Raw genomic sequence first — 22,812 nt, 5'->3', positions numbered from 1 at the left:
GCCCAATGCCCGCTTGCATGAGATAGCCGCGAAAATCCCAGGGAACCCCGATGCTGCACCAATACGAAACCGACGGCGCCCGGATCTACGCGCAGTCCTTCGCCACCATCCGGGCCGAGGCCGACCTCGCCCGCTTCACCGCCGAAGAGGAGCCCGTCGTCGTGCGCATGATCCATGCCGCCGGGCTGGTGGGGCTGGAGCGCGACGTGGCATTCTCGCCCGGCATGGCCGCGGCGGCGCGCCAGGCGCTGGAAGGCGGCGCGCCGATCCTCTGCGACGCGCGCATGGTCAGCGAGGGCATCACCCGCGCCCGCCTGCCCGCCGAAAACCGGGTCATCTGCACGCTGCAAGACCCGCGCGTGCCGGACCTCGCCGCCCGGATGGGCAACACCCGCAGCGCCGCGGCGCTGGAGCTGTGGCGCGACGACCTGGATGGCGCCGTGGTCGCCATCGGCAATGCGCCGACGGCGCTGTTCCACCTGCTCAACATGCTCCGCGATCCGGCCTGCCCGCGCCCGGCCGCGATCATCGGCTGCCCGGTGGGCTTCGTCGGCGCGACGGAATCCAAGGCCGCGCTGATGGACGACCTGCCGGCGCCGGCGCTGATCGTGCGCGGGCGGCTGGGCGGCTCGGCCATCACCGTCGCCGCCGTCAACGCGCTCGCCAGCCGAAAGGAATAGCCATGGGCCCCCGAACCGGAAAGATCATCTGCGCCGGCCTCGGCCCCGGCGATCCCGACCTGATCTCGGTCCGCGCCGACCGCGCCATCCGCGGCGCGCGGCAGATCGCCTATTTCCGCAAGAAGGGCCGTGCCGGCCAGGCCCGCCGCATCGTCGCACAGATGCTGGCCCCGGACGTGGTCGAACATGCGATGGAATATCCGGTCACGACCGAGATCCCCTTCGACAGCCCGGAATACAACCGGCTGCTTTCGGGTTTCTACGACGACTGGACCGTGCGGCTGGCCGCCCTGGCCGCCGACAGCGACGTGGTGGTGCTGTGCGAGGGCGACCCGCTGTTCTACGGCTCGTTCATGCATCTGCACGCCCGGCTGCAAGGCATCGTCACGGTCGAGATCATCCCCGGCATCCCCGGCATGACCGGCTGCTGGAACGCCATCGGCCAGCCGATGACCTGGGGCGACGATGCGATGACGGTGCTGATGGGCACCCTGCCCGAGGCGGAACTGGCCCGCCACATGCGCGCCGCCGATGCGGTGGTGGTGATGAAGACCGGCCGCAACCTGCCCAAGATCGCCCGCGCGCTGGCCGCGGCCGGCCGCATGGCCGATGCCTGGCTGGTCGAGCGCGGCACCATGCCCAACCAGCGCGTGACGCCGCTGGCGCAGGCCGACCTGGACGCCTGCCCCTATTTCGCCACCGTGCTGGTGCATGGCAACGGCCGCCGCCCTCTGGCGGATGCTGCGGAATGAGCGGCTGGGTCGCGGTGGCGGGCCTGGGGCCGGGCGCGGACGATCTCGTCACGCCCGAGGTCCGGGCGGCGCTGGCCCAGGCCACCGACATCGTGGGCTATATCCCCTATGTCGCCCGCGTCGCCCCGCGCGCGGGTCTGGCGCTGCACCCTTCGGACAACCGGGTCGAGCTGGAGCGCGCCCGCTTCGCGCTGGACCTGGCGGCGGAGGGCAAGCGGGTCGCGGTGGTCTCCTCGGGCGATCCGGGGGTCTTTGCCATGGCCTCGGCGCTGTTCGAGGCGCTGGAGGGGCGCAAGGACGCCCCCGAGATCCGCATCCTGCCCGGCATCACCGCCATGCTGGCGGCAAGCGCCCGGATCGGCGCGCCGCTGGGCCATGACTTCTGCGCCATCAACCTGTCGGACAACCTCAAGCCCTGGGCGCTGATCGAAAAGCGCCTGCGCCTGGCGGCCGAGGCGGATTTCGCCATGGCCTTCTACAACCCACGCTCCAAGGCCCGGCCCGAGGGGTTCGCCCGCGTGCTGGAGATCCTGCGCGAGGCTTGCGGGCCGGACCGGCTGATCTGCTTCGCCCGCGCCGTCTCGACCCCGGACGAGGCAATCCGCACCGTCACCCTGGCCGAGGCCCGCCCCGAGATGGCCGACATGCGCACCGTCGTCATCCTGGGCAACAGCGCCACCCGCCGGGTCGGCCCCTGGGTCTATACGCCGCGATCCGTGCCATGAAGCCAGGCCATCACCTCGGCCGGCGTGGCGACGACGCGGCGCAGCGGCAGCACGGGACGGTCGATCATCACCACCGGCAGGCCCAGCGCGCGGGCGGCAGCCAGCTTGGCCTGGGCGGCCTGGCCCCCGGCATTCTTGGCGACGACATGGGCGATGGCGTGGCGCCGCATCAGCGCGATGTCGCCCGCGACGGTGAACGGCCCGCGCGAGACGATCAGCGTGGCGTCGCGCAAGGGATGCGCCGCCACCTCGGCGAAACGCAGCATCCAGACATGGTTCAGCCCGACGAAGGGCTGCAGGTTCTGCCGCCCGATGGCCAGGAACACCGCCGAGCCGTCGCCCGGCAGCGCGCGGGCGGCGGCCTCGTAATCGGCGACGCGGGTCCAGCGGTCGCCCGGCTCGGCCACCCAGGGCGGCCGCTCCAGCGCGATCAGCGCCGTGCCGGTCGCGCAGCAGGCGGCGACGGCATTGCGGCTCATGCCCTCGGCAAAGGGATGGGTGGCGTCGATGACATGGCTGATGCGCTCGGCCCGCAGATAGTCGGCCAGCCCCTCGGGCCCGCCGAAGCCGCCGATGCGCGTGGGCAGGGGCTGCGCCACCGGGTTGGCGGTGCGGCCGGCATAGGAATAGACCGCATCCAGGCCGGCCTCGGCCAGCGCGCGGGCCATGGCCCCCGCCTCGGTGGTGCCGCCCAGCAAAAGGATGCGCGTCATGCCTGAACCCTGGCTTTCCATCATCGGTATTCAGGAAGATGGCCTTGCCGGCCTGCCGCCTGCAAGCCGCGATGCGCTGGATCGGGCGGAAATCGTCTTCGGCGCGCCGCGGCACCTGGACCTGGCGGGGATCGCGGGGCCGCGGGGCCGGGAATGGCCGGTGCCCTTCGACCTGGCCCCGCTGCTGGCCCTGCGCGGGCAAGGCGTGGCGGCGCTGGTCTCGGGCGATCCGTTCTGGCACGGCGCCGGCGGCAGCATCGCCGCCGTTCTGGACCCCGGCGAATGGCGGGCCTTTCCCGCGCCCGGCACGTTTTCGCTGGCCGCGGCAAGGCTGGGATGGCGGCTGGAAGAGGTCGCCTGCCTTGGCCTGCACGCCGCACCCCTGGCCCGGCTACGCCCGGTGATGGCGCGCGGCGCGCGGGCGATCTGCCTGCTGCGCGACGGCTCTGCCCCGGCCGTCCTGGCGGAGTGGCTGGTGGCACAGGGGCTGGGCGCGACGCGCATGGTGGTGATGGAGGCGCTTGGCGGCCCGCGCGAACGCATCCGGCAGGCGCGCGCCCAGGGCTTCGCGCTGGACTGCGCCGCCCCGGTGGCGGTGGCGCTGGACGGGACGGACCTGCCGCCGGGCGCCGGCCTGCCGCGCGGCTTCGGCCTGCCCGATGACAGTTTCGCCCATGACGGCCAGATCACCCGCCGCAGCGTCCGGGCGATGACGCTGGCGGCGCTTGGCCCGCGGGGGGGCGAGATGCTGTGGGACATCGGCGGCGGCTCGGGCTCGGTCAGCGTCGAGTGGTGCCTGAACGGCGGCCGCGCCGTGACCGTCGAGCCCCGCGCCGACCGCATCGCCAATATCGCCGCGAATATCGAGGGCTTCGGGCTGGTCGGCCGGATGCGTGCCCTGCACGGCAGCGCGCCCGAGGCGCTGGCCGGCCTGCCGCCGCCCGACGCGATCTTCGTCGGCGGCGGCGCTTCGGCCACGCTGATCGACGCCCTGCCCCCGGCCCGGCTGGTGGTGAACGCGGTGACGCTGGAGACCGAGGCGCTGCTGATCGCCCTTCACGCCGCGCGCGGCGGCAGCCTGACCCGCATCGCGCTGGAGGAAGCCGCGCCGCTGGGCCGGATGCGCGGCTGGACCCCGGCGCGCAGCGTCACGCAATGGAGCTGGCCATGAGGGTCGCGGGCATCGGCTTTCGGCAGGCGGCAAGCCTTGCCTCGCTGCAAGACGCCTTGGCCCGCGCCGGCGCGGCGGATGCGCTGGCGACCAGCCCGGCCAAGGCGCAGGCGCCGGTGATGCGGGCGCTGGCCGCCCGGACCGGCCTGCCGCTGCTGGCGGTCGAGGTCGCCGGCATCGCCACCCCCACGCAATCGCCGCGCATCCTGGCGCGGCTTGGCACCGGCTCGCTGGCCGAGGCGGCGGCGCTGGCCGCGCTTGGCCCCGGCGCGCGCATCGTCGCGCCGCGCGTGACATCGCAAGACGGCATGGCCACCGCCGCCGTCGCAGAAGGAGACCCCGCATGACCGTCCATTTCATCGGCGCCGGCCCCGGTGCGGCCGACCTCATCACCCTGCGCGGCCGCGACCTGATCGCCGCCTGCCCGGTCTGCCTCTATGCCGGCTCGCTGGTGCCCGAGGCGCTGCTGAGCCATTGCCCGCCCGGCGCGCGGATCGTGAACACCGCGCCCATGGACCTGGACCAGATCATCGCCGAGATCGCCGCCGCGCATCGGGCGGGCCATGACGTGGCGCGGCTGCATTCGGGCGACCTGTCGGTCTGGTCGGCCATGGGCGAGCAATTGCGCCGGCTGCGCGACCTTGGCATCCCCTATGACGTGACGCCCGGCGTGCCCTCGTTCGCCGCCGCCGCTGCGGCGCTGGGGACGGAACTGACCCTGCCCGGCCTCGCGCAATCGGTGGTGCTGACCCGGACCTCGGGCCGCGCCTCATCGATGCCCGCGGGCGAGACCCTGGCCAATTTCGCCGCCACCGGCGCCATGCTGGCCATCCACCTGTCGGTGCATGTGCTGGACCGCGTGCAGGCGGAACTGGTGCCGCATTACGGCGAGGGTTGCCCGGTCGCGGTGGTGTTCCGCGCCAGCTGGCCCGACCAGCGCATCATCCGCGCCACGCTGGGCACGCTGGACCCCGCCATCGGCGCGGGCGAGCGCACGGCGCTGATCCTGGTCGGCCCGGCGCTGGCGGCCGAGGGCTTCGACGAAAGCCGGCTCTATGCCGGCGATTACGACCGCCGCTTCCGCCCCGTGGGCACCGCGCCGAGGTTCCCCGAATGAAGGGCCTTGTCGTCAGCGCCCCCGCCTCGGGGTCCGGCAAGACCACGGTCACGCTGGGGTTGATCGCGGCCTTGCGGGCGCGCGGGCTGGTGGTGCAGCCCTTCAAGAGCGGGCCGGACTATATCGACCCCGCCTTTCACCGCGCAGCGGCGGGGCGCGAATCCTATAACCTCGACAGCTGGGCCATGGGCCGGGCGCAGATCGCGCATCTGATCGGCACGGCTGGGGGGGCGGATATCGCGCTGGCCGAGGGCTCGATGGGGCTGTTCGACGGCGTGGCGCATGCGGGCGGCTGCGGCAACGGCGCCAGCGCCGACATCGCCGCGCTGACCGGCTGGCCGGTGGTGCTGGTCATGGATTGCAAGGGGCAGGCGCAATCCGCCGGCGCCGTGGCGCTGGGGTTCCGCGAGATGCGCCGCGACGTGGCCCTGGCGGGGGTGGTGCTGAACCGCGTCGCCTCGCCCCGCCACGAAGCCTTGATGCGGCACGCGCTGGAGGCGCTGGCCATCCCGGTGCTGGGCGTGCTGCCGCGCGAGGCCGGGATCGAGCTGCCCGAGCGGCACCTGGGCCTGGTGCAGGCACAGGAACATGCCGCGCTGGAGGCCCTGCTGGCGGCCGCGGGCGAGGCGGCGGCGCGGCACCTGGACCTCGACGCCATCATCGCCGCCGCCACGGGCGGGATCGCGGCCGAGCCCTTTCGCCCGCTGTCGCCGCCGGCCGAACGCATCGCGCTGGCACAGGACGATGCGTTTTCCTTTGTCTATCCGCATCTCATTGCCGGCTGGCGGGCGGCGGGGGCGACGATCCTGCCGTTTTCGCCGCTGGCCGACCAGGCGCCGGACGACAGCGCCGGGGCCTGCTGGCTGCCCGGCGGCTATCCCGAGTTGCACGCGGGCCGGTTGGCCGCGGCCGGCCGCTTTCGCCAGGGGCTGCGCCGCTTTGCCGAAACGCGGCCGGTGCATGGCGAATGCGGCGGCTACATGGCCATGGGCGCCGGGCTGGTCGATGCCCAGGGCACCCGGCACGAAATGGCCGGGCTGCTGGGGCTTGAGACCAGCTACGAGCGGCGCCGGATGCACCTGGGCTATCGCCGGGCCGAGCCCTTGGCCGGGCTCTATCGCCAGCCGCTGGCCGGGCACGAGTTCCACTATGCCACCATCCTGGCCCAGCCCGACGCAGCCCTGGCCCGCGTCACTGACGCCAATGGCGATGCGGTGCCCGAGACCGGCTCGCGCCGCGGCCATGCCACCGGCACCTTCTTCCACCTGATCGGAGAGGCGCCATGATCGAGCTTGCGCTGATCGGCATCGGCACCGGCAGCCCCGGCCACCTGACGCGCGAGGGCGTGGCCGCCATGGCCGATGCCGACCTGATCCTGATCCCCTCGAAGGGCGAGGACAAGGCCGACCTGGCCGAGCTGCGCCAGGCGCTTTGCCGGCAGGTGCTGGTCAGCCCGCCGCCGCTGGCCGTCTTCGACATGCCCGCGCGCGACGTCTCGGACGGCTACCGCCAGGGCGTCGAGGCCTGGCACGACGCCATCGCCGCGCGCTGGGAACAGGTGATCCGCGCCCATGGCGCCATCCGCCCGGCGCTGCTGGTCTGGGGCGACCCCTCGCTTTACGATAGCACGCTGCGCATCGCGGAACGGGTGGCGCGGCGCCTGCCCTTGAACCTGCGGGTGATCCCCGGCATCACCGCGATCCAGGCGCTTTGCGCCGCCCATGCCATTCCGCTGAACGCGGTGGCGGCGCCGGTGCTGATCACCACCGGCCGCCAGATCCGCGACCATGGCTGGCCCGAGACGGTGGACCGGCTGGTCGTCATGCTGGACGGGGAATGCTCGTTCCAAAGCCTGGATGCCCAGGGGCTGCATATCTGGTGGGGCGCATTCCTGGGCATGCGCGAGCAGATCCTGATCTCCGGGCCGCTGCCCGAGGTGGCGGGCCGCATCCTGGAAACCCGCGCCCGCGCGCGGGCCGAGCATGGCTGGATCATGGACGTCTATCTGCTGGACCGATGCCGGTCACGCTGACCCTGCCGCCGGGCTCTGATGCCGATGCGCTGGCCGAGGCATTGCGCACGCTTGGCCCCGACATCGCCCTGCGCCGCGCCGCGCTGCGGGCCCGCGATGCCCGGCCGGTGCTGATGGCGCTGCAGGCGCCGGGGCGCGGCGCCTATCTGTTCCACGACCTGCGCCCCGCGGATGCCGGCGATGTCGCGGCGACGATCCGCGCCTATCTGGCGGCGCCGGATGGCTGGATCATGGACGCCCGGCCCTGCGGGCGGCTGCGGCATTGCCTGAAGCTGCGCATCCCGGCGGGCTGAAAAAGCCGCCGCCCATGCCCGCGCGGAGGGAGGAGACGCGGCATGGACGGCGGTCGCTCATGAAGCACCCCGTGCGGCGCGGGGTAACGGGATAATGCCCCGTCCATTTCAGCCTGCACCCGGCGCGCGGCAGGGCGCAAGCGCCGCAGCTCCGCGCAACCGCAATGAGAGCGGTTTTGCCCAAATCCTGACCATCGGCACCGTCGGGCGGTGAAAAAACCACGGTTCCGCGAACGGAAAACCCCGCCGGACCAGGGGGTTTTCACGAAAACGGCATCGCCGGATGCGTTGGCAGGCGGGACGGGCTGTGCAACTCTGAGGCGGCGCGAACCCGATTGCAGCCCTATGCCACATGAAAGGAACGACGACATGCGCCTGATTCTCACTGCCGCCGCCCTTGCTGCGGTTCCGCTGGCCAGCCTGGCCCAGGACGACCCGGTCAAGCAGGCCATCGAGGCCCGCCACGGCTTTTACCAGATGCTGGCCATCAACATGGGCACGCTTTCGGGCATGGCCAAGGGCGACCTGGCCTATGACGAGACCGCGGCCAGCCGCGCCGCCGCCAATATCGAGGCGCTGGTGCAATACGACCTGCCGAGCCTGTTCATCGAAGGCAGCAGCTCGTCCGAGGCCCAGGACAGCGCGGCCAAGCCCGACATCTGGTCCAACCCCGAGGATTTCCGCACCAAGTTCGCCGGGCTGGGCGAGGCGGCGACCGGCGCCTCGGATGCCGTCCGGGGCGGCGCGGGGGATGTCGGCGCGGTGGTGCAGAAGCTGGGCGGCGCCTGCAAGGCCTGCCACGACAATTATCGCGAAAAGAGCTGATGAAAGGCCCGGTGCGCGAGGTCCGGCTGTGGGATCCGCTGCTGCGCGCATTCCACTGGCTGCTGGCCTTTTTCGTCATCGCGGCCTGGGGCCTGGGCCAGTTCGGCCCGGCCAGGATGACGCTGCATTTCTGGTGCGGCTATGTCGTGGCGGGCCTGCTGGTCTTTCGCCTGGTCTGGGGCTTCGTCGGCCCGGCCCCGGCGCGGTTCTCGCATTTCGTCCGCGGGCCGGGGGCCGTCGCCGGCTATATGCGCGGCCTGATGCTGCGCGAGCCCAGCTATTGGCCGGGGCACAACCCGATGGGCGCGCTGTCGGTGATCGCCATGCTGGCGGTGCTGGCGGCGCAGGTCAGCAGCGGGCTGATCTCGGACCCCGACGACTATATCAACGTGGGGCCCTTGGCCTCTTACGTCAGCGGGGCCACGCGGTCCAAGGCGGTAGGCTGGCACAACCTGGGCGCCAACCTGATCCTGGTCCTGGTGCTGCTGCATGTCGCGGTGATCCTGTTCTATCGCTACTGGAAGCGCGAGGATCTGGTGCGGCCGATGATTACCGGCCGCAAACAGGTTCGTGAAGACTGAGGCAGCGGAATTGATCGAATCGCCCCCGCATGTCAGGCTGAAAGCGTGTCGAGGCCTGCGCTCAGGCCTGTCCGGCATGCCTGAACCGCACGAAGGAGCCGATGATGATCAGCAAGACCGTCGCCCTCGCGCTGGCTTTCTCGATGGCCGCCATTCCCGCGCTTGCGGATTGCCCCGGCCACAAGAAGGTCTCCAGCGACCAAACGGCGGCGACCACGCCGACCGAAAGCCCGGCCCCCGCGCCGAGCGTGAACAGCTAGCGTAAAGGGCGGGACCAGACCCGCCCTTTTTCAGTTGAACCTGTTGTCGCGCGGAAAGCCGCGCGGCGCCATATAGCCTGCGCCCGCCCGCTTGCCGAGCCATTCGGACAGGTCCGGTTCGCTGCGCGTCCGGCCGCCGGTTTCCTGCCAGCGCAGCCCTTCGGCCAGGGTGATGCAGATCGCGTCCGACAGTCCGCCGTCCTTGTATTTCTGCAAGCGCACGCCCTTGCCGCGGGCCATTTCCGGCAGTTCGGACAGGGGAAACACCAGCAGCTTGCGGTTCTGCCCCACCACCGCGACATGGTCGCCGGTCACGCGGCGGCAGAGCAACGCCTCGCCGTTCAGCACCTGCTTGCCGGCGCGGGTCTGCGCCAGCATGTCGCTGGCCGCCACGACGAACCCGTCCCCGGCCTTCGAGGCGACCAGGTAGCGCTCGCCCTCGCGCCAGGGAAAGAGGTCGATCACCGCGGCATCGTTGGGCAGGTCGATCATCAGCCGCAGGGGCTCGCCCATGCCGCGCCCGCCGGGCAGGTTGTTCGCCAGCAGGGTATAGAAGCGGCCGTTGGCGGCAAAGACCATCAGCTTGTCGGTGGTCTCGGCATGGATCGCCATGAAGGGGCCGTCGCCATCCTTGAACTTGACCTCGGCGTCCAGCGGCTGGTGGCCCTTCATGGCGCGGATCCAGCCCATCTTCGACAGGATCACGGTGATCGGCTCGCGCTCGATCATGGCGTCCAGGTCGATCTCGGCCACCTCGCCCGCTTCGCCGATCTCGGTGCGGCGCTGGCCGCCGGGGGCGGACTTGCCGAACTTGGCCCGCGTCTCGCGCAGCTCCTCGGCAATCTTCGCCCATTGCGCGCCCTCGTCGGCCAGCATGGCGGCCAGGCCCTCGCGCTCGCGGGTCAGGTTCTCGTGTTCGGCGCGCAGCTCGATTTCCTCAAGCCGGCGCAGCGCGCGCAGGCGCATGTTCAGGATCGCCTCGACCTGCACGTCGGACAGCTTGAACTCGGCGATCATCACCGCCTTGGGGTCGTCCTCGTGCCGGATGATCTCGATCACCCGGTCGAGGTTCAGGAAGGCGATCATGTAGCCCTCCAGCACCTCGAGCCGGGCCGCGATCTTGTCCAGCCGGTGGTTCGAGCGCCGCACCAGCACCTCGCGCCGGTGGTCGAGGAAGGCGCGCAGCACCTCTTTCAGCGAGCAGACCTTGGGCACGCGCCCGTCGATCAGCACGTTCATGTTCAGCCCGAAGCGCACTTCCAGGTCGCTGACGCGGAACAGCGCCGCCATCAGCTGCTCGGGGTCCACGGCGCGGGTGCGGGGTTCCAGCACGATGCGGATGTCCTCGGCCGATTCGTCGCGCACATCGGCCAAGATCGGCACCTTCTTCAGCTGGATCACCTCGGCCAGCCGCTCGATCAGCTTGGATTTCTGCACCTGGTAGGGGATCTCGGTGACGACGACCTGCCACTGGCCGCGGCCCAGATCCTCGACCGACCAGCGCGCCCGCAGCCGCAGGCTGCCGCGGCCGGTCCGGTAGGCCTCGGCGATGGTCTCGCGCGATTCGACCAGCACGCCGCCGGTCGGGAAATCCGGTCCCGGCACGATCGAGACCAGGGTGTCGTCGCGCGCATCCGGCGCCTTGATCAGATGCAGGCAGGCGTCGATCACCTCGTGCAGGTTGTGCGGCGGCACGTTGGTCGCCATGCCGACCGCGATGCCCGAGGCGCCGTTGCACAAAAGGTTCGGGAAGGCGGCGGGCAGCACGATGGGCTCTTCCAGCGTGCCGTCGTAGTTCGGGCGGAAATCGACCGCGTTCTCGGCCAGCCCCTCCATCAGCGCCTCGGCGGCCGCGGTCAGCCGGGCCTCGGTATAGCGGCTGGCGGCGGGGTTGTCGCCGTCGATATTGCCGAAGTTGCCCTGCCCGTCGACCAGCGGATAGCGCATGGCAAAGGGCTGGGCCAGACGCGCCATGGCGTCGTAGATCGCGGCATCGCCATGCGGGTGATAGTTGCCCATCACGTCGCCGCTGATCTTGGCCGACTTGCGGAAGGCGCCGGTCGGGCTAAGCCGCAATTCGCGCATGGCATAAAGGATGCGGCGATGCACCGGCTTCAGCCCGTCGCGCGCATCCGGCAGCGCCCGGTTCATGATGGTGGACAGCGCATAGGTCAGGTAACGCTCGCCGATGGCGCGCGACAGCGGCTCGGAGCTGGTCTGATCCGCGCTGGGATCGGGCGGGGTCGGATCGGGAACATTCGGATCGTCGGACATGGCCGATTGAATAGGGCCGCGCGCCGCCCCGGTCCAGCCGGAAATGCGCGGCTTGCGCAAGGCCCGGCCATGGCGCAGAACCCCATCCGGCAAGGAGGCGCGCATGAAGACCGTTCTGATCACCGGCTGTTCCTCGGGCATCGGGCTGGACGCGGCGCGGCACATGCGCGGGCGCGGCTGGCGCGTCATCGCCACCTGCCGCAAGCCCGAGGACATCGAGGCCCGCCGCGCCGAGGGTTTCGACACCCTGCCCCTGGAACTGGGCTGCGAGGACAGCGTCGCCCGCTGCGCCGAATCGGCGCTGGCGCTGGGGCGGATCGACGCGCTGGTCAACAACGCCGCCTTCGCGATCCCCGGCGCCGCCGAGGATCTGCCGCGCGGCGCGTTGCGGGCGATCTTCGAGGCCAATCTCTTCGGCACCCATGACCTGACCCGCCGGCTGATCCCGCATTTCCGCGCGCATGGCGGGCGGGTGGTCAACATCAGCTCGGTCCTGGGCCTGGTCGGCATCCCCTGGCGCGGCGCCTATGTGGCGACGAAATTCGCGCTCGAGGGGCTGACCGACGTGCTGCGCGTCGAGATGGCCGATACCGGGGTGCGCTTCATCCTGATCGAGCCCGGCCCCATCGGCACGAAGATCCGCCAGAACTCGATCCCGCATTTCGAGCGCTGGATCGACTGGCGGTCCAGCCCGCGGGCCGAGCAATACCGGCGCACGCTCTTGAAGCGCCTCTACGAGCCGGCGGCCAGGAAGGACCGCTTCGAGCTGCCGCCCGCGGCCGTCAGCGCCCGCATCGCCCAGGCGCTGGAAAGCCCGCGCCCGCGGCCGCGCTATTACGTCACCACGCCGACCCATGTCTCGGGCATCGGGCGGCGGCTTCTTTCCACGCGCGCTCTGGACTGGTTCGCGCGCCGCAGCTAGGCTTCGCGCCGAAAGGGCCCGCCCATGCATGACAAACCGCTTTTCTACCTGCTCGCGATCTGCTGCCTTGCCGTGGTGGTGATCCTGGCCACCGGCATCGGCGGCTTCGCCAAGGGCGGCGAATTCAACCGCAAGCACGGCAACCGCATGATGCGCTGGCGCATCATCGCCCAGGCCATCGCCATCGCGGTCTTCCTGCTTTATCTCTGGGTCAGGAGCAGCTGATGGTCGTGCTGAACAAGATCTACACCCGCACCGGCGACAAGGGCGAGACGGCGCTGTCGAACGGCGAGCGCGTGCCCAAGCATTCCCTGCGGGTCGAGGCCTATGGCACGGTGGACGAGCTCAATGCCACGCTGGGCCTGGTGCGACTGCATGCCGCGGGCGAGATCGCGGCGCGCATCGCGGTGATCCAGAACGACCTTTTCGACCTCGGCGCGGACCTCTCGCGCCCGCGCATGGACGAGGATGCCGAGGCGGCCTATCCGGTGCTGCGCATCATCGACGCCCAGGTCGCGCGGCTCGAGGCCGAGATCGACGCGATGAACGCCGGGCTTTCGGCCCTGCGCAGCTTCATCCTGCCGGGCGGCTCGGCGCTCGCGGCGCATCTGCACCTGTCGCGCACCGTGGCGCGGCGGGCCGAGCGCGCCGCCGTGGCGCTGGCGGCGGCCGAGGATGCGAATCCGGCCGCCGTGAAATATCTCAACCGCCTGTCGGACTGGCTGTTCGTGGCGGGGCGCGTCGCCAATGAAAACGGCGCGCAGGATATCCTGTGGGTGCCAGGAGCCAGCCGTTAGCGACAACATGACGGAATGGAAATGTTACGACGCGTTAGGGTCGTTTTTTCCCTGTCATTGCCGCCGATGGCCCGCTAACAAACCCTCCGAAAAGGTGACGCAACCAAAGGGGAGAGGCTGATGAAGATCCTCGTGCCAGTGAAGCGCGTGATCGACTACAACGTGAAGGCCCGTGTGAAGGCGGACGGGTCTGGCGTCGATCTTGCGAATGTGAAGATGTCGATGAACCCGTTCGACGAGATCGCGGTCGAGGAGGCGATCCGGCTGAAGGAAAAGGGCGTGGCCTCCGAGGTCATCGCCGTCTCGATCGGCGTCAAGCAGGCGGCCGAGACGCTGCGCACGGCCTTGGCGATGGGCGCCGACCGGGCCATTCTCGTCACCGCTACGGACGACGTGCAGCAGGACATCGAGCCCTTGGCGGTGGCGAAGATCCTCGCCGCGGTGGCCAAGGCGGAAGGCACCGAGCTGGTCATCGCCGGCAAGCAGGCGATCGACAACGACATGAACGCGACCGGGCAGATGCTGGCGGCGCTGCTGGGCTGGGCGCAGGCGACCTTCGCCTCGAAGCTCGAGATCGACGGGGGCAAAGCGAAAGTCACCCGCGAGGTCGACGGCGGGCTGCAGACCATCGCGGTCGCGCTGCCGGCGGTGGTCACCGCCGACCTGCGGCTGAACGAGCCGCGCTACGCCAGCCTTCCGAACATCATGAAGGCGAAGAAGAAGCCGCTCGAGGAAAAGACCGCAGCCGATTACGGCGTCGACGTCTCGCCGCGGCTGGAGGTGGTCTCGGTGCGCGAGCCCGAGGGCCGCAAGGCCGGCATCAAGGTCGGCTCGGTGGACGAGCTGGTCGGCAAGCTGAAGGAAGCGGGGGTGATCTGATGGCTGTTCTGCTGCTTGGGGAAGTGACGAACGGGGTGCTGAACCGCGACGCGACGGCGAAGGCGGTGGGCGCGGTCAAGGGCCTGGGTGATGTCACGGTGCTCTGCGCCGGCGCCTCGGCGAAAGCGGCCGCCGAGGAGGCGGCGAAGATCGCCGGCGTCGCCAAGGTACTGGTCGCGGAAGACGCGCTCTACGGCCACCGGCTGGCCGAGCCGACCGCGGCGCTGATCGTGTCGCTCGCGGGCGATTACGACCACATCGCGGCGCCTGCGACGACGGACGCCAAGAACGTGATGCCGCGCGTCGCGGCGCTTCTGGACGTGATGGTGCTGTCGGACGTCTCGGCGGTGATCGACGCGGATACGTTCGAGCGGCCGATCTACGCCGGCAACGCCATCCAGACCGTGAAGTCGAAGGACGCCAGGAAGGTCTTCACCATCCGCACCGCGAGCTTCGAGGCGGCGGGGATCGGCGGTTCGGCCAGCGTGGCGGAGACCGCCGCCGCCGCCGATCCCGGCCTGTCGGCCTGGGTTGCCGACGAGGTTGCCGAGAGCGACCGCCCCGAGCTGACCTCGGCCAAGCGGGTGGTCTCGGGCGGCCGCGGCCTGGGCTCGAAGGAGAGCTTCGCGATCATCGAGGCGCTTGCCGACAAGCTCGGCGCCGCGGTGGGCGCCTCGCGCGCGGCGGTGGACTCGGGCTATGCGCCGAACGACTGGCAGGTGGGCCAGACCGGCAAGGTCGTCGCCCCTGAGCTCTACGTGGCGGTGGGCATCTCGGGGGCGATCCAGCACCTTGCGGGGATGAAGGATTCGAAGGTGATCGTTGCGATCAACAAGGACGAGGAGGCGCCGATCTTCCAGGTCGCCGACTACGGGTTGGTGGGCGACCTGTTCGGCCTGGTGCCGGAACTGACCGGCAAGCTCTGAACTTCTCTGTTCCGCAAATACTCCGGGGGGAGCGCCCCAGCGGCCCCATCGAGGGGCCGCAGGGGCGCGGGGGGCAGAGCCCCCCGCCCCACCCCGCGAAGAATGCGCTGCATCCGAAGTACTCCCATTGCTCTGGAAGCAGAGCGACAATGGCGACGGCCCGCTCGTTCTTCCATGCGCTGCTCGGCGACCACGGGAACGCTGTTTACGGTGATGGACCGAGATCCAGCGCTCCAGCAATATCCCGGCTGATCGCTCGCCTTGCCAAGACCAAAAGATGCCCGCAGGCCACCAAAGCGGCGACGCAGCCCCTGGCGACGCCGGCAAGGGATGAGCGCCCGAAAGAACACCCTCGGTTTCATCCGGGCAACCCGTGCCGGGCGTATGAGCATCCTTGCGAAGGCCCCGCCGGGCCCAGGCATCCGGCCAGGCGCTGCCTTTTTCCTGTTCAAGCCGCCAGGCAGGCAGAAGGGGTAACATGAAATTCTCGCTCAACCCGCCGCCATCCTTGGGATCAGGTGCGAGTCGCGGCGTCCATCCCCGCGGCAAGGCTGGAAAGCCGCGCAGCCGCGCGGCCCGGCGGTTTTTGCATTGAACGTCCGGCCCGCTTGCGCCTATCGTCCGGCCTGACCGACGAAAGGATGAGGTTCATGGCGATTCAATCGGTGGGCGTGATCGGCGCCGGGCAGATGGGCAACGGCATCGCGCATGTCTTTGCGCTGGCGGGCTATGACGTGCTGATGACCGACATCTCGCGCGAGGCTCTGGACAAGGCCCTGGCCCAGATCGACCACAATCTGGAACGCCAGGTCAGCCGCGGCAAGGTCTCGGCCGAGGACAAGGCCGCGGCGATGCGGCGCATCGCCACCACCATGACCCTGGCCGATCTGGGCAAGACCGACCTGATCATCGAGGCCGCAACCGAACGCGAGACCGTCAAGCAGGCGATCTTCGAGGACCTGCTGCCGCATCTGAAGCCCGAGACCATCCTGACCTCGAACACCTCGTCGATCTCGATCACGCGGCTGGCCAGCCGCACCGACCGCCCCGAGCGCTTCATGGGCTTCCACTTCATGAACCCCGTGCCGGTCATGCAGCTGGTCGAGTTGATCCGCGGCATCGCCACCAACGAAGAGACCTACAAGGCCCTGGTCGAGGTGGTCGAGAAGATCGGCAAGACCTCGGCCAGTGCCGAGGATTTCCCGGCCTTTATCGTCAACCGCATCCTGATGCCGATGATCAACGAGGCGGTCTATACGCTCTACGAGGGCGTGGGCTCGGTCAAATCCATCGACCAGTCGATGAAGCTGGGGGCCAATCATCCGATGGGGCCGCTGGAACTGGCGGATTTCATCGGGCTGGACACCTGCCTTGCGATCATGAACGTGCTGCACGAGGGGCTGGCGGATACGAAATACCGGCCCTGCCCGCTTCTGGTGAAATATGTCGAGGCGGGCTGGCTGGGCCGCAAGACCGGGCGCGGCTTCTACGACTATTCCGGCGAGGAGCCGGTGCCGACGCGCTGAGATCGGGGGCTTTGCCCCCACGCCTCAGGCGCCCCTTGATGGGGCGCATGAGACGTTCCCCCAGGATATTTCCACACGGAAGAAATTCAGGGCTTCCGGCCGATCCTGGGCTCGGTTCCGGCAAGGATGCGGGCGATGTTGGCATGGTGGCGGATGAAGATCAGCACCGCCATGAAAGCCGTCACCGCCGCCATGCGCGTCCCGTCCAGCCCCAGGGCAACGAAGGGCGTCAGCGCCGCCGCGACCAGCGCCGAGAGCGACGAGATCCGGCCGGCCAGCGCCGTCAGCAGCCAGATGCCGCAGGCCGCGAGGCCCAGCCGCCAGTCCAGCGCCAGCAGCGTGCCGAGGAAGGTGGCGACGCCCTTGCCGCCGCGAAAGCCCAGCCAGACCGGGAACAGATGGCCCAGGAAGGCCGCAGCACCCGCGACCAGCGCCGCGTCGGGGCCGGCCAGCCAGCGCGCCAGCAGCACGGCGATCGCGCCCTTGCCGCTGTCCAGGAGCAGCGTGGCCAGCGCCGCCGGCTTGTTGCCGGTGCGCAGCACGTTGGTCGCGCCGATATTGCCCGAGCCGATCCGGCGCAGGTCGCCCAGCCCCAGCGCGCGGGTGATGACGATGCCGAAGGGCACCGAGCCCAGCAGGTAGCCGATGACGGCCCAGAGGATCAGGCTCATGCGTCCTCTCCGAAGACGCGGCGGCCGGCGACCCAGGTGCCCAGCACCCTGCCCTCCATCCGCGCCCCGTCGAAGGGGGTATTCTTCGACTTGGACAGCAGCGTGAAGCGGTCCAGAACGAAGGGCGCGTCCGGGTCGAACAGCACCAGGTCGGCCGGCGCGCCCGCCGCGAGCCGCCCGCCCGGCAGGCCCAGCCGCCGCGCCGGATTGAGCGACATCGCCCGCCACAGCTGCGGCAGGCTCAGCCCGCCCTGGTGGTAGAGCCGCATCGCCGCCGGCAGCAGCGTCTGCAGCCCCACCGCGCCTGGCGCCGCCTCGGCAAAGGGCAGGCGCTTGCTTTCCTCGTCCTGCGGCGTGTGGAAGCTGGCGACGACGTCGATCAGCCCCTCGGCCACCGCCTCGACCATGGCCAGCCGGTCGTCCTCGGCACGCAGGGGCGGGGTGAAGCGGAAGAAGGTGCGATAGCCGCCCACGTCGTATTCGTTGAGCGTCAGGTGGTGGATCGAGATGCCGGCACTGACGTCCAGCCCGCCTTCGCGCGCGCGCCGCAGCGCCGGCAGGCTGGCCGCGACGGTGATCTGGTCGGCGTGATAGCGGGCGCCGGTCATCGCCACCAGCGCCAGGTCGCGGTCCAGCCCCATCACCTCGGCCATGGGCGAGACCGCGGGCAGGCCGTAGAGCGAAGCGAACTTGCCGCCGGTCGCCGCGGCGCCCTTCGACAGGCCCGGATCCTGCGGATGGCCAACGATCAGCGCGCCGAGGCCGCGGGCATAGGTCATGCAGCGCGACAGGAGCCGCGTGTCCGCGACCACCCGCACCCCGTCGGTGAAGGCGACGGCGCCCGCGTCCTGCAGAAAGCCCATCTCGACCATCTCGCGCCCCTCGCGGGCGCGGGTCAGCGCCGCCATGTGGCGGATGTTCACTGGCGCGTCGGCGGCGCGGCGGGTGGCGAATTCCAGCGATTCCGGCGCGTCGATCGGCGGCAGCGTGTCGGGGCGGGCGATCACCGTGGTCACGCCGCCCGCCGCCGCCGCCCGGCCGGCGCTGCGGAAGCTTTCCTTGTGCCGCTCGCCCGGCTCGCCGATCTTGACGCCCCAGTCGATCAAGCCGGGGGCAAGGCACCTGCCGCCGCAGTCGATCAGCTCGGCGCCCTGCGGGGCATCGGCGCCCAGAGCCTCGATCCGGCCGTCGCGAACGGTCAGCGAGCCCTCGCCGACCGATTGCGCCTCGGGGTCGACCAGGCGGGCATTGTGGAAGTGCAGGATCATGCCATCATCTCCGCCGCCTTGGCGCCGCGCTCGGCGCGCAGGTTGCGCGCCAGAAGGTCCATCGCCGCCATGCGCACCGCGACGCCCATCTCGACCTGGTCCTGGATCACCGAGCGGTTGATGTCGTCGGCGATGGTGCCGTCGATCTCGACCCCGCGGTTCATCGGGCCGGGATGCATGACGATGGCATCGGGCGCCGCCAAGGCCAGCTTTTCGGCATCCAGGCCCCAGCGGTGGTAATATTCCCGTTCCGAAGGGATGAAGCCGCCGTCCATCCGCTCTTTTTGCAGGCGCAGCATCATCACCACATCGGCGCCCTTCAGCCCCTCGCGCATGTCCTCGTGGACCTCGCAGCCCCAGTCCCGCGCGCCCGAGGGCATCAGCGTCTCCGGGCCGACCAGCCGCAGCCGGTTCTCCATCTTGCCCAGCAGGATCAGGTTCGAGCGCGCCACCCGGCTATGGGCGATGTCGCCGCAGATCGCCACGGTCAGCCGGTGCAGCCGGCCCTTGGCGCGGCGGATGGTCAGCGCGTCCAGCAGCGCCTGGGTCGGATGCTCGTGCCGCCCGTCGCCGGCGTTCAGCACCGCGCAATTCACCTTCTGCGCCAGCAGGTCCACCGCGCCCGATTGCGGATGGCGCACCACCAGCAGGTCGGGATGCATGGCGTTCAGCGTCAGCGCGGTGTCGATCAGCGTCTCGCCCTTCTTCACGCTGGACAAGGCCACCGCCATGTTCATCACGTCGGCGCCCAGCCGCTTGCCGGCCAGCTCGAAGCTGGATTGCGTGCGGGTCGAGGCCTCGAAGAACATGTTGATCTGCGTCATCCCCGCCAGCGCATCGGAATGCTTCACCGTGCGGCGGTTCAGGTCGACATAGGTCTCGGCAAGGTCGAGAAGCGTGGTGATCTCGGGGGGGGCGAGCGGCTCGATCCCCAGAAGGTGGCGGGCACGGAACATGGCTTGGTCCCCAAGGTCGCGGTCGCGCCTTCTATGGCAAATGGCGGGCCGGGCGGCAAGCAGCCCCTTGCCTTGGCGCGGATTTTGCCGCATCGCGAAAACATGCGTGAACAGATCGGCCTTGTCAGCTTCGTCTCCTCGGGTCCGGGCGACCCCGAACTCCTGACCCTGCGCGCCGCGCGGCTGCTGGCCCAGGCGGACGTGGTGCTTTACGACGACCTCGCCTCGGGGCCGGTGCTGGAGCAGGCCGGCCCGCAGGCCGAGCGCATCCCGGTCGGCAAGCGCGCCGGCCGCCCCTCGGCCAAGCAGGAACATGTCAACGCCCTGCTGGTCGAACATGCGCAGGCGGGCAAGCATGTGGTGCGGCTGAAATCCGGCGATTCGGGCATCTTCGGCCGGCTGGAAGAGGAGCTGGCGGCGCTGCGCAGCCACGGCATCCCGTTCCAGATCGTGCCGGGCGTGCCCTCGGCCATGGCCGCGGCCGCCGTGGCCGGCCTGCCGCTGACCCGCCGCCAGACCGCGCGCCGGCTGCAATTCGTCACCGGCGCCGACGTGACCGGCGGCCTGCCCGAGAACCAGAACTGGGCCGCCCTGGCCGATCCGCGCGCCACCACCGTCGTCTTCATGGGCCAGCGCACCTTCCCGAAGATGGCGGCGCTGCTGGTCGAAAACGGCCTGCCCGCGGACACCCCGGCCCTGCTGGCCGAGGCGGTGGGCCATCCGCACCAGCGCCTGGTCCGCACGACCGTGGCGGCCCTTGCCGAGCAACTGGCAACCGAAGGCCCCAGCCCGCATCCGGCGCTGATCCTCTACGGCCCCTTGGCCGAGGGGAACTAAGGCCCTTCTCCGTTGCCCAAATACCCAATATTGCACCCGCGCCGCCAAGAGCTATTCTGGCCGCTGAAAGAGGGACCGCCATGCTGGGTTTCGTCACCATCCAGGACCAGACGCCGGGCGCCGGCGACCGGCTGCTGACCGCCACGGCCGAACGGCTGGCCGCGGCCGGGATGCGGCTGGCCGGCGCGGTGCAGATCAATACCGAAATCAGCCCCGGCTGCGATTGCGACATGGACCTGCGCATCCTGGGCGACGACGGCCCGCTGGTGCGCATCACCCAGTCGCTGGGCATGGGCTCGCAGGCCTGCCGGCTGGATAGCGGGGCGCTGGCCCAGGCCGTCGCCCGCACCGAATCGGTGCTGGACCGCGGGGCCGAGCTGATGATCGTCAACAAGTTCGGCAAGCAGGAATGCTTCGGCCGCGGCTTTCGCGACACCATCGCCCGCGCCTTGGCCGCGGGCATCCCGGTGCTGGTGCATGTGCCCGACGAACAGCTGCCGGGCTTTCGCGACTTCGCCGGCGACCTGGCCGAAGAGTTGCGGCCGGACCAGATCGACGACTGGTGCCGCGCCCGGCTGGCGGATTCCGCCGCATGACCGTGCAGATCGACGCGCGCGGCCTTCTGTGCCCGCTGCCGGTGCTGCGGCTGCGCAAGCGGCTGATGGCGCTGCCCAGGGGCACGCGGGTCACGCTGCTGGCCACCGATCCCGCCGCGGTGATCGACGTGCCGCATTTCTGCGCCGAATCCGGCCACCGGCTGATCGCCCGGCGTGAACTCGCCCCCGGCGAGACCGAATATATCGTCGAGCGCGGCCCCGCCTGCGCCATCGCCGCGGACTGATGCTGGCGATCTTCCTGAAGACCCTGCCGTTCTTTCTGGTCATCGGCACGGGCTGGCTGGCCGGGCGCACCCGCTTCTTCCCGGCCGAGGCCACCGGCTGGCTGACGAAATTCGTCTTCTACTTCGCGCTGTCGGCCATGCTGTTCCGCTTTGCCGCGACGCTGGACGTGGCAAGCCTCTTCGACCCGGCCTTCGTGCTGGCCTATCTTTGCGGCTCGGCCGCGCTTTGGGCGCTGGGGTTTGCCGTGGCGCGCTGGCGGCGCCAGCCGCTCGTCGCCGCGGCGATGGAGGCGCATACGGCGATGACCGGCAACACCGGCTTTCTGGGCGTGCCGATGCTGGTCGTGCTGCTGGGCGAGCGCGCCATCGGCCCGGTGCTGATGGTGCTGACCATCGACATGGTGGTGTTCTCGACGCTGATCACCCTGATCGTCACCGCGGCAAGGCAGGGGCGGGTGCGGGTTTCGACGCTGTGGCCCTTGCTGCGCGGCATCGTCTCGAACCCGATGATCGTCTCGATGCTGGCGGGGCTGGCCTGGGCCGGGCTGCACCTGCCGATGCCGGGGCCGCTGGACGAGTTCCTGGCGCTCTTGGGCGCCTCGGCCACGCCGGGGGCGCTTTTCGCCATCGGCGCCAGCCTGGCCGGCCGCGGTGCGGCCGAGCGCATGGGCCCGGCGGCCTGGCTCAGCTTCGCCAAGCTGGTGCTGCATCCCCTGGCGGTGGGCATCGCCGCGCTGGCGGTCTTCGGGGTCGAGCCCTACGCGGCGGGGGTGATGATCGCCGCCGCGGCGCTGCCGGTGGCAGGCAACGTCTATATCCTTGCGCAATATTTCGGCACCGCGGTCCAGCGCGTCTCGGCCGCCATCCTGATCTCGACCGCGGCCAGCATCGCCACGGTTCCCGTCGTCATTCACTGGATCACGAAAGGCTAGACCATGCAGGATCTGCGGCTGAACAACCTGCTTTGCGCCATGGACGGGGACGGCATCGCCACCGTCACCCTGAACCGGGCCGCCAAGCGCAACGCGCTGAACGCCGAGACCATCGAGGAACTGGTCGCGGTGTTTTCCGCCCTGCCCGCCTCGGGCGCCCGCGCAGTGGTGCTGCGCGCCGAGGGGCCGCATTTCTGCGCCGGGCTGGACCTGGTCGAACATGGGCGCGAAGACCGCAGCCCCGCCGAGTTCATGCGCATCTGCCTGCGCTGGCACGAGGCCTTCAACAAGATCGAATATGGCGGCGTGCCGGTCATCGCCGCGCTCAGGGGCGCGGTGGTCGGCGGCGGGCTGGAGCTGGCCTCCTCGGTCCATATCCGGGTGATGGACGAGACCACCTATTTCGGCCTGCCCGAGGGCCAGCGCGGGTTGTTCACCGGCGGCGGCGCCACCATCCGCGTGCCGCGGCTGATCGGGCAGGCGCGCATGGTGGACATGATGCTGACCGGCCGGCTCTATTCCGGGGACGAGGCGGTGCAGGTCGGGCTGGCGCAATACCGCGTGACAGACAGCGAGGCCATGGCCTACGACCTCGCCCGCCGGGTGGCGCAGAACACGCCCTTGTCGAATTTCGCCGCCTGCTCGGCCATCTCGCACATGCAGAACATGTCGGGGCTGGACGCCGCCTATGCCGAGGCCATGGTCGCCGGCATCGTCAACACCCAGGACGCGGCGCGCGGCCGGCTGGACAGCTTTGCCCAGGGCACGGCGCAAAAGATCAAGCCGGGCGAGGAAGGCTGATCCCGCGGGGTTTCGGCCGCAAGAAACGGATCG

General features: G+C 70.4%; 28 protein-coding genes. 23 read left to right on the top strand and 5 right to left on the bottom strand.

Going from position 1 to position 22,812, the window contains the following annotated elements; translation table 11 throughout:
- The first annotated feature begins 50 nt into the window (after positions 1-50).
- The 3 genes from E3U25_RS21575 to cobJ are packed head-to-tail and all read left to right on the top strand — an operon-like array spanning position 51 to position 2,157.
- Positions 51-680, top strand: coding sequence for a precorrin-8X methylmutase (locus tag E3U25_RS21575; protein ID WP_116223092.1), 630 nt, complete (start codon positions 51-53; stop codon positions 678-680).
- Between the two features lie 2 nt (positions 681-682).
- Positions 683-1,432 (top strand): precorrin-2 C(20)-methyltransferase, encoded by a 750-nt coding sequence (locus tag E3U25_RS21570; RefSeq protein WP_116223093.1) that lies wholly within the window; start codon positions 683-685, stop codon positions 1,430-1,432.
- Positions 1,429-2,157, top strand: a complete 729-nt coding sequence (gene cobJ / locus E3U25_RS21565; RefSeq protein WP_116223094.1) for a precorrin-3B C(17)-methyltransferase — start codon at positions 1,429-1,431, stop codon at positions 2,155-2,157. Before E3U25_RS21570 ends, cobJ begins: the two co-directional genes overlap by 4 nt.
- Here the strand turns inward: cobJ and E3U25_RS21560 are convergent.
- Positions 2,133-2,870 (bottom strand): cobalt-precorrin-6A reductase, encoded by a 738-nt coding sequence (locus tag E3U25_RS21560; protein ID WP_036752106.1) that lies wholly within the window; start codon positions 2,868-2,870, stop codon positions 2,133-2,135. The two genes, cobJ and E3U25_RS21560, sit on opposite strands and share 25 nt — an antisense overlap.
- Here E3U25_RS21560 and cbiE point away from each other — a divergent pair.
- The 9 genes from cbiE to E3U25_RS21515 all read left to right on the top strand — a co-directional run bounded on the left by cbiE (position 2,869) and on the right by E3U25_RS21515 (position 9,149).
- Positions 2,869-4,041 (top strand): precorrin-6y C5,15-methyltransferase (decarboxylating) subunit CbiE, encoded by a 1,173-nt coding sequence (gene cbiE / locus E3U25_RS21555; protein WP_116223095.1) that lies wholly within the window; start codon positions 2,869-2,871, stop codon positions 4,039-4,041. The genes E3U25_RS21560 and cbiE overlap by 2 nt on opposite strands.
- Positions 4,038-4,388: a cobalamin biosynthesis protein gene (locus E3U25_RS21550; RefSeq protein ID WP_036752152.1), complete on the top strand. Its 351-nt coding sequence runs from the start codon at positions 4,038-4,040 to the stop codon at positions 4,386-4,388. The genes cbiE and E3U25_RS21550 overlap by 4 nt, the downstream gene beginning before the upstream one ends.
- Positions 4,385-5,158, top strand: a complete 774-nt coding sequence (gene cobM, locus E3U25_RS21545; protein ID WP_116223096.1) for a precorrin-4 C(11)-methyltransferase — start codon at positions 4,385-4,387, stop codon at positions 5,156-5,158. The genes E3U25_RS21550 and cobM overlap by 4 nt, the downstream gene beginning before the upstream one ends.
- Positions 5,155-6,444, top strand: a complete 1,290-nt coding sequence (locus tag E3U25_RS21540) for a cobyrinic acid a,c-diamide synthase CobB (protein WP_116223097.1) — start codon at positions 5,155-5,157, stop codon at positions 6,442-6,444. The genes cobM and E3U25_RS21540 overlap by 4 nt, the downstream gene beginning before the upstream one ends.
- Positions 6,441-7,190: a precorrin-6A synthase (deacetylating) gene (gene cobF / locus E3U25_RS21535; protein WP_072461123.1), complete on the top strand. Its 750-nt coding sequence runs from the start codon at positions 6,441-6,443 to the stop codon at positions 7,188-7,190. Before E3U25_RS21540 ends, cobF begins: the two co-directional genes overlap by 4 nt.
- Positions 7,175-7,483 carry a DUF1636 family protein gene (locus E3U25_RS21530; protein WP_116223098.1) on the top strand — a complete coding sequence of 103 codons (309 nt, stop codon included), beginning with the start codon at positions 7,175-7,177 and terminating at the stop codon, positions 7,481-7,483. Before cobF ends, E3U25_RS21530 begins: the two co-directional genes overlap by 16 nt.
- Positions 7,484-7,852: 369 nt before the next feature.
- Positions 7,853-8,308: a c-type cytochrome gene (locus E3U25_RS21525; RefSeq protein WP_072461125.1), complete on the top strand. Its 456-nt coding sequence runs from the start codon at positions 7,853-7,855 to the stop codon at positions 8,306-8,308.
- Positions 8,308-8,889 (top strand): cytochrome b/b6 domain-containing protein, encoded by a 582-nt coding sequence (locus tag E3U25_RS21520; RefSeq protein ID WP_072461126.1) that lies wholly within the window; start codon positions 8,308-8,310, stop codon positions 8,887-8,889. Before E3U25_RS21525 ends, E3U25_RS21520 begins: the two co-directional genes overlap by 1 nt.
- A gap of 104 nt (positions 8,890-8,993) precedes the next feature.
- Positions 8,994-9,149 (top strand): hypothetical protein, encoded by a 156-nt coding sequence (locus E3U25_RS21515; protein ID WP_155984334.1) that lies wholly within the window; start codon positions 8,994-8,996, stop codon positions 9,147-9,149.
- Positions 9,150-9,179: 30 nt separating this feature from the next.
- On the opposite strand, the gene parC is transcribed toward E3U25_RS21515, so the two are convergent.
- Positions 9,180-11,423 carry a DNA topoisomerase IV subunit A gene (gene parC, locus E3U25_RS21510; RefSeq protein ID WP_116223288.1) on the bottom strand — a complete coding sequence of 748 codons (2,244 nt, stop codon included), beginning with the start codon at positions 11,421-11,423 and terminating at the stop codon, positions 9,180-9,182.
- A 103-nt stretch (positions 11,424-11,526) separates the two neighbouring features.
- On the opposite strand from parC, the gene E3U25_RS21505 reads away from it, so the two are divergent.
- The 6 genes from E3U25_RS21505 (at position 11,527) to E3U25_RS21480 (ending at position 16,473) form a co-directional block, all read left to right on the top strand.
- Positions 11,527-12,345: an SDR family NAD(P)-dependent oxidoreductase gene (locus E3U25_RS21505; protein WP_114534993.1), complete on the top strand. Its 819-nt coding sequence runs from the start codon at positions 11,527-11,529 to the stop codon at positions 12,343-12,345.
- A 24-nt stretch (positions 12,346-12,369) separates the two neighbouring features.
- Entirely contained in the window at positions 12,370-12,570 is a 201-nt protein-coding gene (locus E3U25_RS21500) for a twin transmembrane helix small protein (RefSeq protein ID WP_036752134.1), read from the top strand.
- Entirely contained in the window at positions 12,570-13,142 is a 573-nt protein-coding gene (locus tag E3U25_RS21495) for a cob(I)yrinic acid a,c-diamide adenosyltransferase (protein WP_116223099.1), read from the top strand. The genes E3U25_RS21500 and E3U25_RS21495 overlap by 1 nt, the downstream gene beginning before the upstream one ends.
- A gap of 120 nt (positions 13,143-13,262) precedes the next feature.
- The gene (locus E3U25_RS21490; RefSeq protein WP_116223100.1) at positions 13,263-14,021 is read left to right on the top strand and encodes an electron transfer flavoprotein subunit beta/FixA family protein; all 759 of its coding nucleotides are present in this window, start codon (positions 13,263-13,265) and stop codon (positions 14,019-14,021) included.
- Entirely contained in the window at positions 14,021-14,947 is a 927-nt protein-coding gene (locus tag E3U25_RS21485) for an electron transfer flavoprotein subunit alpha/FixB family protein (protein ID WP_116223101.1), read from the top strand. The genes E3U25_RS21490 and E3U25_RS21485 overlap by 1 nt, the downstream gene beginning before the upstream one ends.
- A 650-nt stretch (positions 14,948-15,597) precedes the next feature.
- Positions 15,598-16,473, top strand: a complete 876-nt coding sequence (locus E3U25_RS21480) for a 3-hydroxybutyryl-CoA dehydrogenase (RefSeq protein ID WP_036760325.1) — start codon at positions 15,598-15,600, stop codon at positions 16,471-16,473.
- An 86-nt stretch (positions 16,474-16,559) separates the two neighbouring features.
- Here E3U25_RS21480 and plsY read toward each other — a convergent pair whose 3' ends face one another.
- The 3 genes from plsY to E3U25_RS21465 are packed head-to-tail and all read right to left on the bottom strand — an operon-like array spanning position 16,560 to position 19,368.
- Complete coding sequence (gene plsY / locus E3U25_RS21475; RefSeq protein WP_036760315.1) at positions 16,560-17,144, bottom strand: glycerol-3-phosphate 1-O-acyltransferase PlsY; 585 nt, start codon at positions 17,142-17,144, stop codon at positions 16,560-16,562.
- Positions 17,141-18,412 (bottom strand): dihydroorotase, encoded by a 1,272-nt coding sequence (gene pyrC, locus E3U25_RS21470; RefSeq protein WP_036760314.1) that lies wholly within the window; start codon positions 18,410-18,412, stop codon positions 17,141-17,143. Before pyrC ends, plsY begins: the two co-directional genes overlap by 4 nt.
- A complete protein-coding gene (locus tag E3U25_RS21465) occupies positions 18,409-19,368 on the bottom strand; it encodes an aspartate carbamoyltransferase catalytic subunit (RefSeq protein ID WP_116223289.1) in 960 nt (319 codons plus the stop codon). Before E3U25_RS21465 ends, pyrC begins: the two co-directional genes overlap by 4 nt.
- 102 nt (positions 19,369-19,470) lie before the next feature.
- Here E3U25_RS21465 and cobA point away from each other — a divergent pair, with 102 nt between their 5' ends.
- The 5 genes from cobA to E3U25_RS21440 all read left to right on the top strand — a co-directional run bounded on the left by cobA (position 19,471) and on the right by E3U25_RS21440 (position 22,779).
- A complete protein-coding gene (gene cobA, locus E3U25_RS21460; RefSeq protein WP_072461159.1) occupies positions 19,471-20,205 on the top strand; it encodes a uroporphyrinogen-III C-methyltransferase in 735 nt (244 codons plus the stop codon).
- 80 nt (positions 20,206-20,285) lie between these two features.
- A complete protein-coding gene (locus E3U25_RS21455) occupies positions 20,286-20,801 on the top strand; it encodes a DUF2478 domain-containing protein (RefSeq protein WP_036760312.1) in 516 nt (171 codons plus the stop codon).
- Positions 20,798-21,046 carry a sulfurtransferase TusA family protein gene (locus E3U25_RS21450; protein WP_072461131.1) on the top strand — a complete coding sequence of 83 codons (249 nt, stop codon included), beginning with the start codon at positions 20,798-20,800 and terminating at the stop codon, positions 21,044-21,046. The genes E3U25_RS21455 and E3U25_RS21450 overlap by 4 nt, the downstream gene beginning before the upstream one ends.
- Positions 21,046-21,978 (top strand): AEC family transporter, encoded by a 933-nt coding sequence (locus E3U25_RS21445; protein WP_116223102.1) that lies wholly within the window; start codon positions 21,046-21,048, stop codon positions 21,976-21,978. The genes E3U25_RS21450 and E3U25_RS21445 overlap by 1 nt, the downstream gene beginning before the upstream one ends.
- A gap of 3 nt (positions 21,979-21,981) precedes the next feature.
- On the top strand, positions 21,982-22,779 hold the full coding sequence (locus E3U25_RS21440; protein WP_116223103.1) for a crotonase/enoyl-CoA hydratase family protein: 798 nt from the start codon (positions 21,982-21,984) through the stop codon (positions 22,777-22,779).
- Positions 22,780-22,812: the final 33 nt, after the last annotated feature.

The organism is Paracoccus versutus (assembly GCF_029909795.1).
GTDB lineage: Bacteria > Pseudomonadota > Alphaproteobacteria > Rhodobacterales > Rhodobacteraceae > Paracoccus > Paracoccus versutus.
This window is presented reverse-complemented; position numbering and strand designations above follow the sequence as displayed.

Excerpts from the sequence above, each read along its gene's own strand:
- E3U25_RS21575 (WP_116223092.1), top strand. The coding sequence starts at position 51 with ATGCTGCACCAATACGAAACCGACGGCGCCCGGATCTACGCGCAGTCC.
- E3U25_RS21570 (WP_116223093.1), top strand. The coding sequence starts at position 683 with ATGGGCCCCCGAACCGGAAAGATCATCTGCGCCGGCCTCGGCCCCGGC.
- cobJ (WP_116223094.1), top strand. The coding sequence starts at position 1,429 with ATGAGCGGCTGGGTCGCGGTGGCGGGCCTGGGGCCGGGCGCGGACGAT.
- cbiE (WP_116223095.1), top strand. The coding sequence starts at position 2,869 with ATGCCTGAACCCTGGCTTTCCATCATCGGTATTCAGGAAGATGGCCTT.
- E3U25_RS21560 (WP_036752106.1), bottom strand. The coding sequence starts at position 2,870 with ATGACGCGCATCCTTTTGCTGGGCGGCACCACCGAGGCGGGGGCCATG.
- E3U25_RS21550 (WP_036752152.1), top strand. The coding sequence starts at position 4,038 with ATGAGGGTCGCGGGCATCGGCTTTCGGCAGGCGGCAAGCCTTGCCTCG.
- cobM (WP_116223096.1), top strand. The coding sequence starts at position 4,385 with ATGACCGTCCATTTCATCGGCGCCGGCCCCGGTGCGGCCGACCTCATC.
- E3U25_RS21540 (WP_116223097.1), top strand. The coding sequence starts at position 5,155 with ATGAAGGGCCTTGTCGTCAGCGCCCCCGCCTCGGGGTCCGGCAAGACC.
- cobF (WP_072461123.1), top strand. The coding sequence starts at position 6,441 with ATGATCGAGCTTGCGCTGATCGGCATCGGCACCGGCAGCCCCGGCCAC.
- E3U25_RS21530 (WP_116223098.1), top strand. The coding sequence starts at position 7,175 with ATGCCGGTCACGCTGACCCTGCCGCCGGGCTCTGATGCCGATGCGCTG.
- E3U25_RS21525 (WP_072461125.1), top strand. The coding sequence starts at position 7,853 with ATGCGCCTGATTCTCACTGCCGCCGCCCTTGCTGCGGTTCCGCTGGCC.
- E3U25_RS21520 (WP_072461126.1), top strand. The coding sequence starts at position 8,308 with ATGAAAGGCCCGGTGCGCGAGGTCCGGCTGTGGGATCCGCTGCTGCGC.
- E3U25_RS21515 (WP_155984334.1), top strand. The coding sequence starts at position 8,994 with ATGATCAGCAAGACCGTCGCCCTCGCGCTGGCTTTCTCGATGGCCGCC.
- parC (WP_116223288.1), bottom strand. The coding sequence starts at position 11,423 with ATGTCCGACGATCCGAATGTTCCCGATCCGACCCCGCCCGATCCCAGC.
- E3U25_RS21505 (WP_114534993.1), top strand. The coding sequence starts at position 11,527 with ATGAAGACCGTTCTGATCACCGGCTGTTCCTCGGGCATCGGGCTGGAC.
- E3U25_RS21500 (WP_036752134.1), top strand. The coding sequence starts at position 12,370 with ATGCATGACAAACCGCTTTTCTACCTGCTCGCGATCTGCTGCCTTGCC.
- E3U25_RS21495 (WP_116223099.1), top strand. The coding sequence starts at position 12,570 with ATGGTCGTGCTGAACAAGATCTACACCCGCACCGGCGACAAGGGCGAG.
- E3U25_RS21490 (WP_116223100.1), top strand. The coding sequence starts at position 13,263 with ATGAAGATCCTCGTGCCAGTGAAGCGCGTGATCGACTACAACGTGAAG.
- E3U25_RS21485 (WP_116223101.1), top strand. The coding sequence starts at position 14,021 with ATGGCTGTTCTGCTGCTTGGGGAAGTGACGAACGGGGTGCTGAACCGC.
- E3U25_RS21480 (WP_036760325.1), top strand. The coding sequence starts at position 15,598 with ATGGCGATTCAATCGGTGGGCGTGATCGGCGCCGGGCAGATGGGCAAC.
- plsY (WP_036760315.1), bottom strand. The coding sequence starts at position 17,144 with ATGAGCCTGATCCTCTGGGCCGTCATCGGCTACCTGCTGGGCTCGGTG.
- pyrC (WP_036760314.1), bottom strand. The coding sequence starts at position 18,412 with ATGATCCTGCACTTCCACAATGCCCGCCTGGTCGACCCCGAGGCGCAA.
- E3U25_RS21465 (WP_116223289.1), bottom strand. The coding sequence starts at position 19,368 with ATGTTCCGTGCCCGCCACCTTCTGGGGATCGAGCCGCTCGCCCCCCCC.
- cobA (WP_072461159.1), top strand. The coding sequence starts at position 19,471 with ATGCGTGAACAGATCGGCCTTGTCAGCTTCGTCTCCTCGGGTCCGGGC.
- E3U25_RS21455 (WP_036760312.1), top strand. The coding sequence starts at position 20,286 with ATGCTGGGTTTCGTCACCATCCAGGACCAGACGCCGGGCGCCGGCGAC.
- E3U25_RS21450 (WP_072461131.1), top strand. The coding sequence starts at position 20,798 with ATGACCGTGCAGATCGACGCGCGCGGCCTTCTGTGCCCGCTGCCGGTG.
- E3U25_RS21445 (WP_116223102.1), top strand. The coding sequence starts at position 21,046 with ATGCTGGCGATCTTCCTGAAGACCCTGCCGTTCTTTCTGGTCATCGGC.
- E3U25_RS21440 (WP_116223103.1), top strand. The coding sequence starts at position 21,982 with ATGCAGGATCTGCGGCTGAACAACCTGCTTTGCGCCATGGACGGGGAC.